Source organism: Corynebacterium nasicanis (assembly GCF_042658165.1).
Lineage (GTDB): Bacteria > Actinomycetota > Actinomycetes > Mycobacteriales > Mycobacteriaceae > Corynebacterium > Corynebacterium nasicanis.
The window spans coordinates 212852-229811 of sequence record NZ_JBHSQE010000009.1; the positions used below are offsets into that span (position 1 = coordinate 212852).

At 70.2% G+C, this 16960-nt stretch carries 16 protein-coding genes; 10 read left to right on the forward strand and 6 right to left on the reverse strand.

The genetic code is table 11. The features are described 5' to 3' along the window. The first annotated feature begins 128 nt into the window (after positions 1 to 128). The 3 genes from ACFPUZ_RS09685 to ACFPUZ_RS09695 are packed head-to-tail and all read left to right on the forward strand — an operon-like array spanning position 129 to position 3921. Positions 129 to 1208, forward strand: a complete 1080-nt coding sequence (locus tag ACFPUZ_RS09685) for an iron ABC transporter substrate-binding protein (protein WP_377001712.1) — start codon at positions 129 to 131, stop codon at positions 1206 to 1208. After that, entirely contained in the window at positions 1208 to 2839 is a 1632-nt protein-coding gene (locus tag ACFPUZ_RS09690; RefSeq protein WP_377001713.1) for an ABC transporter permease, read from the forward strand. The genes ACFPUZ_RS09685 and ACFPUZ_RS09690 overlap by 1 nt, the downstream gene beginning before the upstream one ends. Next, complete coding sequence (locus ACFPUZ_RS09695) at positions 2836 to 3921, forward strand: ABC transporter ATP-binding protein (RefSeq protein WP_377001714.1); 1086 nt, start codon at positions 2836 to 2838, stop codon at positions 3919 to 3921. Before ACFPUZ_RS09690 ends, ACFPUZ_RS09695 begins: the two co-directional genes overlap by 4 nt. Here the strand turns inward: ACFPUZ_RS09695 and ACFPUZ_RS09700 are convergent. The 3 genes from ACFPUZ_RS09700 to ACFPUZ_RS09710 form a co-directional block, all read right to left on the reverse strand. After that, on the reverse strand, positions 3905 to 4063 hold the full coding sequence (locus ACFPUZ_RS09700; protein ID WP_377001715.1) for a hypothetical protein: 159 nt from the start codon (positions 4061 to 4063) through the stop codon (positions 3905 to 3907). The two genes, ACFPUZ_RS09695 and ACFPUZ_RS09700, sit on opposite strands and share 17 nt — an antisense overlap. A gap of 37 nt (positions 4064 to 4100) precedes the next feature. Then, on the reverse strand, positions 4101 to 4730 hold the full coding sequence (locus ACFPUZ_RS09705; RefSeq protein WP_377001716.1) for an LppP/LprE family lipoprotein: 630 nt from the start codon (positions 4728 to 4730) through the stop codon (positions 4101 to 4103). 89 nt (positions 4731 to 4819) lie between these two features. Further along, positions 4820 to 5581, reverse strand: coding sequence for an NAD-dependent deacylase (locus ACFPUZ_RS09710; protein ID WP_377001717.1), 762 nt, complete (start codon positions 5579 to 5581; stop codon positions 4820 to 4822). Positions 5582 to 5615: 34 nt separating this feature from the next. Between ACFPUZ_RS09710 and ACFPUZ_RS09715 the strand changes: the two genes are divergently transcribed. The 4 genes from ACFPUZ_RS09715 (at position 5616) to ACFPUZ_RS09730 (ending at position 9468) form a co-directional block, all read left to right on the forward strand. After that, entirely contained in the window at positions 5616 to 6608 is a 993-nt protein-coding gene (locus ACFPUZ_RS09715; RefSeq protein WP_377001718.1) for a TIGR00730 family Rossman fold protein, read from the forward strand. Between the two features lie 29 nt (positions 6609 to 6637). Continuing rightward, positions 6638 to 8287, forward strand: coding sequence for a DUF885 domain-containing protein (locus ACFPUZ_RS09720; protein WP_377001719.1), 1650 nt, complete (start codon positions 6638 to 6640; stop codon positions 8285 to 8287). 145 nt (positions 8288 to 8432) lie between these two features. Beyond that, complete coding sequence (locus tag ACFPUZ_RS09725) at positions 8433 to 8753, forward strand: YciI family protein (RefSeq protein ID WP_377001720.1); 321 nt, start codon at positions 8433 to 8435, stop codon at positions 8751 to 8753. 10 nt (positions 8754 to 8763) lie between these two features. Next, positions 8764 to 9468 carry a pirin family protein gene (locus tag ACFPUZ_RS09730; protein ID WP_377001721.1) on the forward strand — a complete coding sequence of 235 codons (705 nt, stop codon included), beginning with the start codon at positions 8764 to 8766 and terminating at the stop codon, positions 9466 to 9468. On the opposite strand, the gene ACFPUZ_RS09735 is transcribed toward ACFPUZ_RS09730, so the two are convergent. The 3 genes from ACFPUZ_RS09735 to ACFPUZ_RS09745 are packed head-to-tail and all read right to left on the reverse strand — an operon-like array spanning position 9465 to position 12590. After that, entirely contained in the window at positions 9465 to 10478 is a 1014-nt protein-coding gene (locus ACFPUZ_RS09735) for an AbrB family transcriptional regulator (RefSeq protein WP_377001722.1), read from the reverse strand. The genes ACFPUZ_RS09730 and ACFPUZ_RS09735 overlap by 4 nt on opposite strands. Further along, complete coding sequence (locus ACFPUZ_RS09740; protein WP_377001723.1) at positions 10478 to 11530, reverse strand: AbrB family transcriptional regulator; 1053 nt, start codon at positions 11528 to 11530, stop codon at positions 10478 to 10480. Before ACFPUZ_RS09740 ends, ACFPUZ_RS09735 begins: the two co-directional genes overlap by 1 nt. A gap of 34 nt (positions 11531 to 11564) precedes the next feature. After that, on the reverse strand, positions 11565 to 12590 hold the full coding sequence (locus tag ACFPUZ_RS09745) for a hypothetical protein (RefSeq protein ID WP_377001724.1): 1026 nt from the start codon (positions 12588 to 12590) through the stop codon (positions 11565 to 11567). Between the two features lie 114 nt (positions 12591 to 12704). Here ACFPUZ_RS09745 and ACFPUZ_RS09750 point away from each other — a divergent pair, with 114 nt between their 5' ends. The 3 genes from ACFPUZ_RS09750 to ACFPUZ_RS09760 all read left to right on the forward strand — a co-directional run bounded on the left by ACFPUZ_RS09750 (position 12705) and on the right by ACFPUZ_RS09760 (position 16952). After that, entirely contained in the window at positions 12705 to 13424 is a 720-nt protein-coding gene (locus tag ACFPUZ_RS09750; RefSeq protein WP_377002251.1) for a TSUP family transporter, read from the forward strand. A 44-nt stretch (positions 13425 to 13468) separates the two neighbouring features. Beyond that, entirely contained in the window at positions 13469 to 13717 is a 249-nt protein-coding gene (locus tag ACFPUZ_RS09755) for a hypothetical protein (RefSeq protein ID WP_377001725.1), read from the forward strand. Between the two features lie 553 nt (positions 13718 to 14270). Beyond that, positions 14271 to 16952 (forward strand): DUF5979 domain-containing protein, encoded by a 2682-nt coding sequence (locus ACFPUZ_RS09760; RefSeq protein ID WP_377001726.1) that lies wholly within the window; start codon positions 14271 to 14273, stop codon positions 16950 to 16952. Positions 16953 to 16960 lie beyond the last annotated feature (8 nt).

Consider the following 16960-nt stretch of genomic DNA (forward strand, 5'->3'; position numbering starts at 1 on the left):
CGGGCACGGGGCGGGGGTGCGGGGTGGAAAATTGGCCCTTGGCAAGAGGGTAGGCGGCAGGTTAGCCTTACCTACGTTCGCGCGCCGAACCTATGGCATTCATTCACCACCTCACGCAAGGGGAACACATGCGCTTCACCACGCGCCTCGCCGCAGCCGCCGTCACGGTCTGCGGCGCAGCGGCCGGACTCGTCGCCTGCAGCAACGGCGACAGCACCGGCACGACCGCTACCACGGCCTCCAGCGCCACCAGCACCGCTGCTGCGGACGAGGGCACCCTCGTCATCTACTCGGGCCGCTCCGAGGACCTCGTCGCACCGCTCATCGAGGACTTCACGGAGGAGACGGGCATCGAGGTCGAGGTCCGCTACGGCTCCACCGCCGAGCAGGCCCAGCTGCTGCTCACCGAGGGCGACGCCTCCCCGGCGCACGTGTTCCTCTCCCAGGAGGCCGGCGCCCTCGGCCTGCTGCAGGAGCAGGGCATGCTCACCGAGCTGCCCGCGGAGACCATCGCGCTGGTCGCCGACGGCTACTCCTCGGAGGACAACGAGTGGGTCGGCATCACCGGCCGCGCCCGCGTGGTCACCTACGACCAGGACACCGTCACCGAGGCCGACGCCCCGGCCACCGTCGAGCAGATGGTCGACCCGAAGTGGAAGGGCCAGATCGGCGTCGCGCCGGGCAACGCCTCCTTCCTGGCCTTCGTCACCGCCATGCGCGTGACCGAGGGCGAGGACGCCACCCGCGAGTGGCTGGAGAAGCTCGCCGCCAACGAGCCGAAGACCTACAAGAAGAACGGCGACATCCTCGAGGCCGTCAACAACGGTGAGGTCCAGATCGGCCTCATCAACCACTACTACTGGTACTCCGCCGCCGCCGAGAAGGGCGCGGAGAACATGCGCGCCCAGCTCAAGTGGGGCGCGGACGGCGACCTCGCCGGGCTGATCAACGCCACCGGCGTCGGTGTCCTCACCAAGGGTGCCGGCCGCGAGGATGCCCAGGCCTTCGTCGACTTCCTGCTCTCCGAGCACGCGCAGACCTACTTCGCGCAGGAGACCTTCGAGTACCCGCTGGTCACCGGCATCGCCGGTCCGGAGGGCGTCCCGCCGCTGGACTCCATGAAGGCGCCCGACGTCGATCTGGCGAAGCTGGGCACCGTCGAGGAGAGTGCCGCCCTCATCGATGAGGCCGGTCTGACCGTCGACTAATGAGCATCAACCCGCCCCCGGGCCGCCGCGCATCCGCGCGTCGGCCTTTCGGCCGTTCCCGGGCCACCTCTGAACAGCTCCAGCAGTGCCGCCCGCCGCTGCCGCGCCTGCGCCGCACCCGGCTCAGCCGGGCGCATCCCGCGTTGCTCACCCTCGCCGTGGTGACGGTGGCGGTCGTGGCCACGCCGCTGCTCTTCCTGCTCACCGAGGTGTTCGCGGCAGATCCGCAGCGCATCACCGGTGCGCTGCAGCGGCCGCGCACCCTGCAGCTGATGATCAACACTCTCCTGCTGACGGCGGGGGCGACGGTGGGCACCGTCCTCATCGGGGTGCCCACCGCCTTCCTGCTGGTGCGCACGAATCTCGTGGGGCGCCGCTGGTGGTGGATTGCGGCGGCTCTGCCCCTGGCCATCCCCTCCTACGTCGCCGGCCTGGCGTGGGTGAGCGGCACCCCCTTGCGTGGATATATCGGATCGGTGCTGGTCCTGGTGCTGGTGTCCACCCCGTACGTCACCCTGCCGGTCGCGGCCGCGCTCCGGCGGGCGGACACCTCCATCGAGGAGGTCGCCCGCACTCTGGGCCGGAGCCCCCTGCGCGCCTTCCTCACCATGACGTTGCCGCAGGTCGCCCCGGCGGCCGGGGCGGGGGCGCTGCTGGTGGCGCTCTACTCCATCTCCGAGTTCGGCGTGGTGGCCATCATGCGCTACCCGGCGCTCACCCCGGCCGTGCAGACGGCCTTCTCGGGGACCTTCAACCGTGAGCTGGCGATGGTGCTCTCGCTGCTGCTCGTGGTCCTCGCGCTGCTGGTCGTCGCCGCGGAGCGTGCTTTGCGACGCCCCGTCACCGCCCTCCGTGTCCGCGGCGACGACGCCGCGCCCCTCGCCCTCTCCCGCGGCGGGCAGGTGCTCGCCTCGCTGGCCCTGGGCACCGTGTTCCTGGCGTCGGTGGGCATGCCGGTGGCGGTGCTCGTCCACCGGCTCATCATCAGCGTCGCGGGCCGGGAGGTCGAGGTGGAGCGGCTGCTGGCCGCGGCGCGCACGACGGTGCTCCTCGGCCTGGGCGGCGCGCTGGTGGCCACGCTGCTGGCCCTGCCGGTGGGCATCCTCGCCGCCCGCCAGCGCACCCGCCTCGTCGCCGGACTGGAGACGGCCACCTTCCTCGGCCACGGCCTGCCGGGCATCGTGCTGGGTCTGTCGATGGTCTATCTGGCACTGCGGGTGGTGCCCTCGCTCTACCAGACCATCGGGCTGCTCATCATCGCCTACGGCATCCTTTACGTGCCCAAGGCGGTGGGGTCCGTGCGCACCGCCGTGGCGCAGGTGCCGGTCCGCCTGGAGGAGACCTCCCGCATCCTCGGCCGTTCCCCGTGGCAGACCTGGACAGAGGTCACCGGGCGGGTGGCCTGGCCCGGCATCGCGGCCGGCGCGATGCTCGTGGCGCTCACCGTGATGAAGGAACTGCCGGCCACCCTCATGTTGCGGCCGACGGGGACCGATACGCTGGCCACCAGGTTGTGGCAGCTCACCGACATCGCCGCGTACGGTGGTGCCGCACCCTACGGCCTCATGCTCATCGCCGTGGCCACCATCCCCGCGCTGGTGCTGGCCCGACAACCCGGAGAATCCCGATGACCACTTCGTCCCGCCCCCCGGCCCTGTCGATCACGGGGCTCAGCGCCGCCTTCCCGGGCCCCGGGCGCAGCCGGACCCCGGTGCTCCACGACATCTCCCTCGAGGTCCCGGAGGGCGAACTCCTCGCCGTGCTCGGGCCCTCGGGCTGCGGCAAGACGACGCTGCTGCGGGTGCTCGCGGGCCTGCTCCCGGCTGAGTCCGGGCAGGTCGAGCTGGTCGGTCGCCGCGTCGTCGACGGCGCCCACAGCGTGGCCCCCGAGCGTCGCGGCGTGGGCCTGGTGCCGCAGGAGGCCTCGCTGTTCCCGCATCTCGACGTCGCCGAGAACGTCGCCTACGGCATCACCCGTTCCCGCCCGCGCCTGCGCCGCGCCCCCGTGCCGGAGCGCGTGAGCGAGCTGCTCGAGCTGGTCGGCATCCCGGAGCTGGCGCGCCGCATGCCCTCGGAGCTCTCCGGCGGGCAGGCACAGCGCGTGGCCCTGGCCCGGGCGCTGGCCCCGGAACCCGATCTCGTGCTTCTCGACGAACCCTTCTCCGCCCTCGACGCCTCCCTCCGCGTGCACCTGCGCACCGAGGTCCGTGAGGTGCTGGCCGCCCGCGGCGCCACCGGTGTGCTGGTCACCCACGATCAGGATGAGGCCCTCTCCGTCGCCGACCGCGTCGCCCTGCTCAAGGCCGGGAGGCTGGTGCAGGTAGGCACGCCCACCGAGGTCTATTCCACGCCCGCCACGGCGTGGGCGGCGGAATTCGTCGGCGTCTGCGGGCAGCTGCGCGGGGTGGTCGAGGGGGAATCCGTCACCTGCGCACTCGGTACGGTGCCCGCCACCCGTGCGGAGGGGGTCACCGACCGCGGTACCGTCATCGTCCGCCCGGAGCAGCTGCGGATCAACGCCCCCGGCCTGGGGGTGCCCGCCACGGTGACCTCGGTGGAGTTCGCCGGCCACTCGACCCTCTACCGGGTGCGTCTGGAGGGGGCGGGGGAGACCCTCGCCGTCCGCGAGCAGGGACCCGCCCGCTTCAGTGTGGGCAGCAAGGTGGCGGTGAGCACCACCGCCACGCTGCACGTGGTCAAGGCCGGAGGGTGAGTGAATCCGCGGTGACCGCAGCGGCGAACTCCGCGTAGAGAGCGCGGGGAACCGCGACCAGCAGGATCGGCCGGGTCCACGGGTAGCCCCGGTCGTCGAGCACCGGGCGCAGGCCCGCCTTCTGCGCCGGCTCGCCCGGCATCGCGGGAGTGGCGCCAGGAGAACTCGCGGGCTGAAGCTCAGGGCCTGAGGTTAGTGGTCTCCGCAGCGTAGGCCTCGTAGGCGGCGGCGTCGGCGCCTTCGGTCACCAGTTGTCCGTCACGCCAGACATGGTCGATGTTGTAGAGGTCCGTGATGCCTTCGGCGGTGGAGCGCGCAGCCTGGCCGTGAATTACCCGGATGGTGTTGTCGTCGACGCGGTAGCTCTCCATGATCTGCTTGCTGGATGAAGGCAGCGGGTCCGTGATCAGTTCGTCGTAGTGGAAGAACACGGTCACCGCGGTGGAGGAGGCGCCGGTGCCACCGGGCCCGGACTCATCACCCCACATCCCACCGATGACAACCCAGCTCAATGGCTGGCAGGGGTCGAAGAAGTCGCTGATCTTGTTGTCGGTGAAGGTGAAGAGATAGTCACCATCGTCTGTCGGGAGCGCCTTGTGGTCTCCGATCGGGGAGGGCACGATCGTCATGTTGTCGTACAGCCCGGTGTCCTCGAGGGTGGCGTCGGGATTCGCGCAGCCCTCGCCCTCACTCGTGGTCTCTGCACCAGCCTCGCTCACCGTGGTCATGACTGTGACAACGTCCTGCCTGTCGTCACTACAGGCGCTGAGCGTGAGGACGGCGATAAGGGGGAGCGCGAGCTTTCTCATGTCCGCAAGTCTAAGCCGCGGTGACATCTGCGGACAGCACTTCGGGGATTGGTCCCCTTGCGTTGTCAAACGAAGTGTGGGGGCGGGCGCTAACCCAGCGTCAGTCCCATGAGCAGCTGCGGCAGCCCCTGCGCGGCGGTGCTGCGCCAGGACACGTCGGCGACCCGGGACAGTTCGGTCGGCTCCGGCGAGATCTCCAGGATCTTCGCCCCGTGGTGCTTGGCCAGCAGCGGCAGTCCGGCCGCCGGGTGCACCACCCCGGAGGTGCCCACCACGACGACGAGGTCGGCGGCCGTCATCCGGGCCTCGGCGCGCGCCCACGCGTCCTGCGGCAGCATCTCGCCGAACCACACGACCCCGGGGCGCACGAGGTTGCCGCACAGGGGGCACTCCGGCGGGTCCATCCGCGCGACGGGCTCCGCCGGGTAGTCGATCCGCCCCTTCCAGGGACGCGAGCAGATGGTGCAGCGGTAGGCGAAGAGTGAGCCGTGCAGGTGCACGACATCCTCCGCGCCCCCGCGTTCGTGCAGGTTGTCGATGTTCTGGGTGGTCACCCCCACCTCCACGCCGTCGAGCGCCGCCCAGTCGGCGATCGCCCGGTGCCCGGCGTTGGGTTCCGCGCCGCGACACACCGTCCCGCGCCACAGGTACCAGGCCCACATCGGGGCGGGGTCCCGCGCCCACGAGTCGACGGAGGCGAAGGCCACCGGGTCCACCTTCGTCCACAGGCCGGTCTGGGCGTCACGGAAGGTGTCCAGGCCGGATTCGGCGGACATCCCGGCGCCGGTGAAGATCTCCACGCGGGCGGCGTCGCGGGCCAGCGCCAGGGCCGCGGCAAACTGATCGCTCATGCACCCCACGCTACCGGCGATAGAATCGGTGGTCATGGGACTGACTTTCCGCCCGCTGACCGTCGACGACCGGGAGCTGCGCCGCGCCGCGGCCCTGGACAACACCCACGGTGCCGATCCCGCGGTCCGTTATCTCGAATTCCGGCCCGAGCGTGGCGACGCCGGGTTCGTCGCCCTCGACGGCGACCGCCCGGTCGGCCTCATCCAGGCCACCTTCATCCGCGGGTGGGGGCATGTCGCGGACGACATCCCCGAGATCATGCTCAACGTCGCCGCCGGTCACCGCAACATCGGCCTGGGATCACAGCTCATCGACCTCCTCGCCGAGCACGCCCGCGCCCACGGCTGGCCGGGGCTGAGCCTGTCGGTCGAGGATGGCAACATCGCCCGCCGACTCTACGAGCGCAAGGGCTTCGTCGACCGGGCGGCCGCCGGCACGATGCTGCTCAACCTCTCCGACCGCATCACCTCGGTGGCGGTGTACTGCGGCTCCTCCCACGGCGCGCGCCCCGCCTACACCCAGGCCGCCCGCGAACTCGGGCATGAACTGGCGGCGCGGCATCTCACCCTCGTCTACGGCGGCGGTGCCGTCGGCTTGATGGGGGAGGTGGCGGACGCGGTCGTCGATAAGCGAGGGGCGGTGACCGGTGTCATCCCACGCCAGCTCGTGGAGCGCGAACTCGCGCACCCGGGGCTGACGCGGCTGGAGGTCGTCGAGACGATGGCCCAGCGCAAGTCGCGGATGGAGCAGCTCGCCGACGCCTTCGTCGCCCTGCCCGGCGGCGCCGGCACCCTCGAGGAGCTTTTCGAGGTGCTCACCATGCAGCAGCTCGGCCACATCCACGGGCCGGTGGCGTTGTGTAATACGGAAGGATTCTGGGATCCGCAGATCGCCATGCTGCGCCGCGCGGTCGAGGAAGGCTTCCTGCGCGCCAAATACGTGGACTGTCTCGTCGTCGCCGACACGCCCGACGCGGTGCTCGACGCCTTCGCCGACTGGCGGCCGCCGGGCCGAAAATGGGACTGAAAGCGTTCGCGCCGGTAGACTGCCCTGTCATGAGTTCTGATACCAGTCGCTCGCCTTCGCTTCTCGACGCGTCGTGCGAGGGATTCGTCTATGACCTGGCAGCTCTGTCCCCCACCGACGCCACCGCCTGGGGTATCCCCGGCTTCGACGGCGAGCTGCAGGACTTCTCCCCCGCCTACTGGGAGGCCGTCGCCGACCGCACCCGCGAGATGATCGCCGACGTCGACGCCTTCGACGACGGCACCGACGACTCCGACGACGAGGATGACTTCGACGAGGTCGACCACGTCACCGCCGCCGTCCTCCGCGACCGCCTGTGCCTCGACCTGGATCTCCACCACCACGGGGAGAACCTGGCGCTGCTCAACAACATCGCCTCGCCGGTGCAGACGATCCGCGACACCCTCCTCATCATGCCCACCGACACGCCCGAGCAGATCGACGCCATCCGCTCCCGCCTGTCCAAGGTCCCCGCCGCCCTCGCCGGCTACCGCGAATCGCTCGCCGAGGCCGCCGGGCACGGGCACGTCGCCCCCATCCGGCAGGTCGACGAGCTGTACTCGCAGTGCCAGGACCTGGTGGAATCCCCCTCCCTCCTGGAGGACATCGGCCTAGACAAGGACGCCGCGGAGGTCGAGACCGCCAAGCAGGCCTTCGCCGAGATGGCCGACTGGCTGAGCGAGCAGCTGGCCACCCACGCCCCCAAGGAGGACGCCGTCGGCCGGGAGCGCTACCAGCGCTTCTCCCACCTCTTCGTCGGTGACACCGTCGACCTCGACGAGGCCTACGCCTGGGGGCTCGAGCGCCTGTATGAGATCGACGCCGAGCAGCAGGTCCTCGCCCGGCAACTCTACGGCGTCGACGATGTCCGCCAGGCCTACCGCAAGCTCAACGATGAACCCGCCTACACCCTCCACGGCACCTCTGAACTGCTGGAATGGATGCAGCGCACCGCCGATGAGGCCGTCTCCGCCCTCCACGGCACCGCCTTCGACATCCCCGAGCCGGTCCGCACCATCGAGGCGAAGATCGACCCGGCCGGCACCGGCGGCATCTTCTACACCCCGCCGTCGGACGACTTCTCCCGCCCCGGCCGCATGTGGTGGTCCGTCCCCGCAGGTCAGGAGAAGTTCCACACCTGGCAGGAGCTGACCACCGTATTCCACGAGGGCGTGCCCGGCCACCACCTGCAGATCGGCCAGACTCTGGTCTCGCACCTCAACCTGTGGCGCCGCGTCGCGTGCTGGAACTCCGGGCACGGCGAGGGCTGGGCGCTCTACGCCGAGCAGCTCATGGAGGAGCTCGGCTACCACGAGGATCCCGCCACCCGCATGGGGCTTCTCGACGCCCAGCGTCTCCGCGCCGCCCGCGTCGTTCTCGACATCGGCGTCCACCTGGGCAAGAAGGTCCCCGAAGGCTCCATGACCTGGGACGCCACCTACGCCAAGGCCTTCCTCCGCGAGAGCACCGCGATGGACGAGGCCAACCTGCGTTTCGAGCTCAACCGCTACCTCGGCTGGCCCGGGCAGGCCCCGTCCTACGCCCTCGGCCAGCGGCTCTGGCAGCAGACCCGCGATGACGCCGTCGCCCAGGGCATGACGGTCTCCGAGTTCCACTCCCGTGCGCTGTCGCTCGGCTCGATCCCGATGTCGATCCTGCGGGAGCAGCTGCTGGACTAGCGGCCGCCCGCCGGGCGGCCCTCTCGAAGCAGTATTTCCCGGCGATGTTTGGTGATGCCCAGCTCAGCGAGCTGTGCGGTGCGATATACGGTCCCCATGAACATTCCCCCTGGCCGGGATCCTGGGGCAGCCATAGAATCAGCGCATGACGAACTTCATGCTTTCTGTCCACCATGTCCCCGGCTCGCAGCCCTACCTCGCGGAGGAGGACATGCAGGCCGCGTTCGCGGCGGTGAGCGCTTTCAATGAGCGGATCGCCGAGCGCATCGTCCACGTCAACGCGTTGCTTCCCGACGCCGCCGTGGTCACCGCCGACGGTGTCACCGAGGGGCCGGCGCACGAGGGTGCGCAGCTGGGTGGTTTCTGGATCGTGCGTGCCGCGGACCGGGAGGAGGCGTGGGCGTTGGCGGAGGAGGCGTCGGTGGCCTGCGGGCAGCCTATTGAGGTTCGTCAGCTGGAAGGCTAGACTTGGTGACATGACAACATTTACCATCATCCGCTCCCAGGACCGCGACCGCTGGCGCGACGCCGCCGTCGACTCGTGGCAGTCCTTCCCCGCCACCGGAAACTTCGACCTCGAGGCCAACGCCTTCGGCCTGCTCATGATGCACAACGACGACATCGTCTCGCCCGGCGAGGGCTTCGACATGCACTTCCACAAGGACGTCGAGATCGTCAGCTGGATCGTCGACGGCGCCGTCCGCCACCGCGACTCCGGATCCGACGAGGTCACCGAGGTCCACGCCGGCATGGCCCAGCACATCTCCGCCGGCTCCGGCGTCCGTCACGCGGAGATCAACGCCGGCGGCTACACCAGCGGCCGCACCGTCCGCGTCGTGCAGTCGTGGGTGCAGGCCGACGAGCTGGGCACCACCCCCTTCCACGCCAGCCACGACTTCTCCGGCGAGACCGGGCTCTTCCAGGTCGCGGGGGAGGGCTCGCCGCTCCCGCTCGGCACCGCCGGCGCCGCGATGTACGTCGCGCGTCTCGACGCTGACCCCGTCACCGTCCCCGGCTCCGCCTTCGTCCATCTTTATGTCATCTCCGGCGCCGTCGAGGCGGCCGGGCACGAGCTCTCCGAAGGTGACGCCCTGCGCGCCACCGACGTCGCGGACATCGAGGTGCGCGGCGAGGGGCAGATCCTGGTGTGGGTGATGGAGCGGGGCGTCGAGAAGCGTTAGCGCAGCAGCCGGGGCAGATACCCGGCGATGACGAGCAACGTGAGCAGGCGGATGAGCTGGATCGCCACCACCGCCGGACCGGCGCCGCCCTCCGAGGACAGCGCCAGGACGGTCTCCAGCGCGCCCGGGCTGGTCGCCAGGTAGGCCTCGAAATAGGTGATGTCGAGCCACCGGGCGAGCGGGAAGGCGGTGGCTGCGCACGCGGCGATGACCACGACGATGAAGGTGAGCGTCGCCGGGAGCTGCCGCGCGAAGACCCGCAACGCGGGCACGGAGAGCGCGCCGCCGCACAGCCAGCCGATGGCCAGAAACGCCGCGATGCGGAAGGGCTCCGGCGGGAGGAAGGAGAACTGCGGCAGCGCGAGGCCCAGGACGACCGTGATGAGCAGCGGCCCGAGCACGCTCGGCACCGGCAGGCGCACGAGGCGGCCGAGGTCTTCGCCGAAGTAGGCGATCACCGCGATGGCGAGGATGATCCACCACGGCTGCCCGCCCGTGGCCTCGACGAACTGCCCGCCCGGGTGATGGAATAACGCGGTGACCAGCGGCAGTGAGATGGACACGGCGAGCAGGCGCAGGTACTGGGCGAGCGCGACGAAGCGGTAGTCGGCGCCCAGTTCCCGGGCCACCACCGGCAGGATCGACGCCCCGCCCGCCAGCATGGAGAGGATTCCGGTCTCCCGGGAGATCTCCGCCTCCCGCCGCGCCAGCAGCAGCCCGCCGCCGATCCCGATGCCGAGCGTCACCACCGCCACCAGCAGTCCCGGGACGAGCAGCCCGCCGAGTGTTGCCAGGGGAATGCCCACCAACGGCAGGCCGGCGAGCATCCCGATGACACCCCGGCCGAAGCGGTACACCGCGACGTTCACGTCCAGTTCCCGCCCGGTGCCCAGCGCCATCGCGCCGGAGGCGATGATCGCCGCCAGGATCCACGCCGCCGGCACGTGCCAGGAACTGAACAGCCACCCGAGCGCTATCGACGCCGGCGCGACCACCGCCCACCGCCACATCAGGCGCGCCCCCGCAGGAGGAAACGGAGGATCTGCGGCAGCCAGCCCGCGATGAGCAGCACCCCGAGCAGGCGGATGAGCTGGATCGCCACCACCGCCGGACCCGCCCCGCCCTCCGAGGACAGCGCCAGGGCCGTCTCGATCGCGCCGGGGCTGGTCGCCAGGTAGGCCTCGAAGTAGGTGATGTCCACCCAGTGCATGATCGGCACGGCCAGCAGCGCGCACACCACCGAGAGGCCGACGATGAAGGTGAGCGTCGCGGGCAGCTGGCGGGCGAACAGCCGCAGCGCGGGCATGGACAGCGCCCCGCCGCACATCCACCCGACCACCAGGAAGGCGAAGACGCGGAAGAACTCCGGCGGGTGCAGGGACCAGTCGGCGGGCAGCGTCAGCCCGAGGACCACCGTGATGGCCAGGGGGCCGAAGATGCCGGGGGAGGGCAGGCGCAGCAGGCGCCCCAGATCCATCCCGAAGAAGGCGATGAGCACCACCACGGGGAACATCCACCAGTTGCGCGCGGGCGCGGCCACCCCACCGGCGGTGGGCATCGTGAAAAATGCGGTGACCAGCGGCAACGTCATCGACACCGCCAGCAGGCGGAGATACTGCGAGAGGGCCACGTAGCGGAAGTCCGCGCCCAGCTCCTTCGCCAGCATCGGCATGACCGAGGAGCCGCCCGCCAGCATCGACAGCACGCCCGTCTCTCGGGAGATCTCCGGCTCGGTGCGGGCCAGCAGCAGCCCGCCGCCGATCCCGGCGCCCACCACCACGAGCGCCACCACCAGGCCCGGGGCGAGGAAACCCGCCAATTCTCCCAGCGCGACGCCCGCCAGGGGCAGGCCCGCGAGGATGCCGATCGTGCCGCGCCCCACCCGGTTGACGTACTTGTTCAGCGGCAGCTCCACCCCGCTGAGCAGTGCAGAGGAACCGGCGGCGAGGATGCCTGCCAGGATCCACCCGGCGGGGACGTGCCACCACGCGAAGAGCAGTCCGAGGGCCACGGAGGCGGGGGCGACGAGCAGCCACCGCTGGACCGTGTTCTCGGAATTCATACCTCCGACAGTACGACTCCGGTCAAATCGGTGGTCAGTCCCGGATCTCGCCGACGTGGCCGGGGGAGATGTGCACTCCCTGGCCGGGTTCGAGGCCGATCTTCGCGACATTCGGTACCCGCAGGTCGACCACCGCGGTGCCCACCCGGTACATGCTGTCCCGCGTCAACGACGGCAGGTCGCGGGCGTGAGGGGCACTGGCGATGCCGGTGGTGATCTGCGCCGGGGAGATCGTGTACGTGACGTGGTTCGACCCGCGCTCGTCCCAGTGGGCCTCGAAGGTGGCGTGGCAGTCGGCGATGACGCCGTCGTCACGCCCCAGCTCGCACTGGAGGGTGTGCTCGTTGTTGAGGGGCACGAGGTAGCGGCCCGTCGGCAATTCCGCGGCATAGGGGCTGCCGTGGGCGTTGCCGGCCGGGGGCAGCCCCGCCTGGGAATCGAGCGGCGGGTGCAGGAGATCGAGGATCGGCACCGTGCGGCGCAGCTCGCTCGGGGTGGAATACCCGATGGCCTCAAGACGGCCGTCGGCCAGCGAGTAGGACTCCTCGGAGGTCCGCGGGTCCCGGTTGTGGCGCCACGTGATCAACGCCGCGTTCTCGTCCAGGCGGCGCACATTATCGACGCCCGCGTACAGCCGCGGCTGATAGTCCGTCACCGGGTCTGCGCCCGAGAAGAACACGACCGTGCCCGCCGGGCGGGCGTGCTCGCCGTTGATGTCCCCGATGGTGCCGTCGAGCGTCACCCAGCTGAGGTCGCGGCAGGAATCGTAGGCGTTGTCCCGGACCTGGAAGTGGAAGTACTCCGCGGTGCTGGTGAGGATCCGGTGGGTGCGCAGGTGCCCGCCGAAGCCGCTGTCCGCGAGATCGCCCGGAGTGCAGTCCTCCGACGTTGAGGTGCTCCCCGGCGGGGTCGGCTGCGGGGCGCGGGGTGCCGGGGCGGTGCTGGTGACGGTGGTGGGCGCGGCGCTCTGCTCGGCGCTCTGCTCGGCGGGGGCGCACGCGAACAAGGTCGCGACGGACAGGAGAGCGGCCACGATGGTGGGCATCCGGGCAGGGCGCATGAGGGTCACCTTTTTCGTACTCTTTATCCTTAGATCGTAATCGCCGTCACAGTGTTACCGGGAGGCCGAGTGGAACTCGAAGTGGGCGGATGGGCCGTGCTCGTCTTCGGTGCGATGGCCGCCGGGTGGATCGACGCCGTCATCGGCGGCGGTGGCCTGGTGCTCATTCCGCTGCTCCTCGCGGTGGTCCCCGGACTGGCCCCCGCGACGGCCCTGGGCACGAACAAGCTGGTGAGCATCTCCGGCACCACCTCCGCGGCCATCACCCTCGTCCGCCGCATCCGGCCGCGCATCACCCCGGCGTACGTGCTGCTCGCCCTCGTCTGTTCCGGGGCGGGCGCCCTGTCCGCCGCGCTTATCGACGCCACCCTCCTCCGCCCCTTCATCATCATCCTGCTCCTCGCCGTGGGTACCTTCGTGGCCCTGCGCCCGAGTTTCGGCACCGAACCCGGGGGCGGGGACGTGAGCCGCTGGCGCCGCTGGGTGGTGCTGCTCCTCGTCGGGGTCATCGCCTTCTACGACGGCATCTTCGGACCCGGCACCGGCATGTTCCTCATCATGGCGTTCACGTCGGTACTCTCCCAGGACTTCCTGCGCTCGGCGGCGATGGCGAAGGTGGTCAACTCCACCACCAACCTCGGCGCGCTGCTGGTGTTCATCCTCGGCGGGCACGTGTGGTGGCAGCTGGGTCTGGTCCTGGCGGTGGCCAACATCGTGGGCGCCCAGGTCGGTGCGCGGACCGTCCTCGGCGGGGGAGCGCGCTTCGTGCGGGCGGCCCTGCTGGTGGTCGTGGTGGTGATGAGCTCCTACCTCGCGTGGCAGCACTTCGGTTGACTCCTGGCAGTGATTTCCAAGAACGCGCGCTTAACCTCGAGGTCATGAGCACGACAAAGGTCCTCACTCCCCTCCGGGTCACCGCGCCCGCCGAGCTTCTCGACGACGACAGCGCCGCCCTCGACTTCCTCGCCGGGGAGTTCCTCTTCGCCCGCATGAACGGCGCCGACGCCCTGGATATCGTCGCGGCCACCGAGCTGCTGCCCACCCTCGCCCTCGCCGCCGGTGCCTTCGATGCCGCGGAGATGCCGGCGAACTTCCGGTTGGTGGATGAGGCTCAGCTCGTGGAGTAAGTCCTCAGCTGCTGCTCAGGGCGGGAATTCGCGGAACGTTGCGCGGCTTCGGGCCGAGGACGCTGGTCCGGGGCACGGGCGCGTGTGAATTGCGCCACACGGGGCGCGGTGGCAGGCGGAGGGTGCCGCGCGGCGGCGTCGCCTTTCCCGGTGTGCGGAAGACTCACGCGGGGCGGGGCGCTGTTTAGCGGAACGGACGATGGGGCGTTCTGCGGGGAGGCGGCGGCGGGCGGTGCGGTGAGGGGGCTGCGGGGCTGTCGGAAGGGCCTGTTCAGCGCGTTTCTCAGGGTGATGTCAGCCGTGCCGGTCCGCAATTGACCCCCGTCGCCCTCCCCCTCCAGCGGGGTCGGGGAGCCGTGGGGGCGGGCGCGCTCGGCGGTTTCTGCAGCGCCCGGGGTGGGTGTGTCGGAATGCGGTGGAGGCGGTGGCGGGGGTCTCGAAATGGCGTGACCAGGGACTTTGCCGGTGTCCTAGCTTGTGGAGGATTAGTCTCCGCCTCCCGAAAGGACCGTGTCGCATGTTCATCTCCCCAGTTCTCCACCACCGAAGGGGGTTGATCGCTGTCGCCGGGCGCAGGCTCTTCGCCGTCCTGGGTGCGGTTGCGCTCTTCCTCGCGGCGATGGTGGTCGGCCCGCTCCCGGCGCCGTCGGCACATGCCCAGGTCTGCAACGGCCAGTACGAGGGGCTCTCCTGGCAGGAAGGCGCGGGCGTGAACGGCGGGGTCTACAACTCCCAGAGCGGCTTCGCGAAGGCCGGATTCACCTGGTCCTTCATGGAGCCCTCCGCCCAGGGTGACACCCTCAACCTCACGCTCCCCGATGAGCTGAAGGCGGCGGACACCACGCCGTTCCCGCTGTTCAACGCGGCCGGCGAGCAGGTGGCGCAGGGCACGTGGAGTGGCAAGACCCTCACCATCACCGTCACCACGTTCGCCGACTCCAACTTCGACGTTCGCGGCGACGCCTTCGTGTCCGTCGAATGGGACCGCGCCACCATCGACACCACCCGCGGCTTCAAGGGTGGGCTCCACTTCAGCGGATGTGGCAGCGGCATCCTGCAGGGCGAGTACGGCCCGGACGGCCCGGCGGGCGACACCCACGACAACGGCAAGACCGGCGTCTACGACGGACTCCAGGACAACGGCACGTACAAGATGCGGTGGAGCATCGGCATCTCCGGCGAGTCCGGCGCCGGCCAGCCCTTCACCGTCACCGATCAGGCACCGGCCGGTTGGGCTTTCACCTGCGACGGCGCCGACACCGACGGCTTCTCCCCCCTGTACATGTCGACGATCTACCCGGGTTCGGGCGGCTTCGTCAACCACCAGGTCATGGATAACGCGGCGCGCCTCGGCGGTGGCACCATCACCGGCACGAGCAACGTCACCGAGACCATCCCCCACGGGTACAACTACGAGCTGGCCTGCTCCGCCGGGCAGATCACCGCGCGCTTCCCCTACGGTGTCTCCAACACCTCCAGTCCGGTCCTTCACGTGACCGCCGTCCGCGCCACCGCACCGGAATCGGGTTCCACAGTCACCAAAACGGCCGTCATCGCGGGCGAATCCGTCAGCGGCTCCGTCCTCATCCCCGGCTCCGGGGGTTCCGGGGACGGGCGGAAGGGTGGTTTCGTCATCTCCAAGGCGGTGGCCGGAGTGACCACTCCCGAGCTCTTCACCTTCGACTACACCTGCACCTCAAGCACCGGCGGCGCGGACGCCACCGGCTTCGTCTCGCTGGAGGCCGGCGCCTCCCACCACGTCGGGAACCTGGACAAGGGCCTGACCTGCACGGTCACCGAGCACGTCAAGGTCATCGACGGCCTGCGCCCGACGACGACGTGGACCGTCAACGGGGAGGCCGTGGAGAAGGTCACCTTCCCGACGAACGCCAGCAACGAGGACGCCGTGCGCGTCCACGCCACCAACACCTACACCCAGAACCCGGTCCCGACCGGCGGCTTCGCAGTGCAGAAGCTGGTCGAGGGACCGGCGGCCGCCCTGGCTGCCGAGCAGTCCTACCGTTTCACCTGGACCTGTGGTGACCGCAGCGGCGACCTCATCGTCGAGGCCGGTCGCACCACCGCCGGTCCGAGCGATATCCCGGTGGGTACCGATTGCCTCCTCACCGAGTCCGCCGGCTCCGACGTCGTGGCCCCGAAGGGCACCGCGTGGAAGCTGAGCATTCCCGACAACGGTGAATTCACCATCACCGACAGCGTGCAGACCATCACCGCGGTCAACCATTACGAGCACAACGTCGGCGGTTTCTCCATCGCCAAGTCCGTGGGCGGCGACGCAGCCGACCTGGTGGTGGGCAAGGAGTTCGCCTTCTCCTGGACCTGTGTCGCTCCTGACGGCCACACGGAGACGGGCGCGACCGTGGTCGCTGCCGGCACCACCGCCCAGGTGAACGGCGTGCGCGAAGGCTCGCGCTGCGTGGTCACGGAGAACGCCGCCGACGTCGTCGGCGCCACCCACACCCTCACCCTGCTGGGCGACGACGTCACCGTCGACGGTGACGAAGCCTCCTTCACCATCGGTGCCCCTGATGCCGCCGCAATCGTGGTCAACGCCACGAACACCTACCTGCGTGACAAGGGTTCCTTCGTCGTCATCAAGGAGCTGGCCGGTTCCGAGGCGGCTCGCGCCAAGGACAAGGAGTTCACCTTCCACTACCTCTGCACCGCGGACGGCTTGAATGTGGAGGGCGAGCTCACCGTGACGGGCGCCGGCCGGGTGTCCGGTCCGGCGCTGCCGGCGGGCGCGGAGTGCCTCATCGCCGAGGACGACGCCGCCATCTCCGGTCTCACCTGGAAGCACACCATCACCGCCGACGGAAAGCTGAACATCACGGCCGGTGAGAGCGCCGAGGTCACCGTGGTGAACAGCTACACCAAGCCGGGGCTGCCCTGGTGGCCGCTCATTCCGCTGATCCCGCTCATCCCGATCCTGGGCGGCTCCTCCACGTCCTCGGGCAGCGCGGTCGCAGACGGCTCCTCGGCGACCACCCCGGTGGTCTCCGCCCCGGGCAGCCCGGCCGCGCCGGGCACCCCGGCGGCCACGATCACCCCTGCGAAGCCGGGAGCCCCGACTCCCACCACCCCGCAGAAGACTACCGCCACCTCCCAGCCGAGCCTGGCGAACACCGGTGCCAGCGTCCTCGGACTGCTTGCCCTGGCCCTGGGTGCACTCACCCTCGGTGTCCTGCTGCTCCTGCGTCGACGCCAGGCATAGCCACCTCG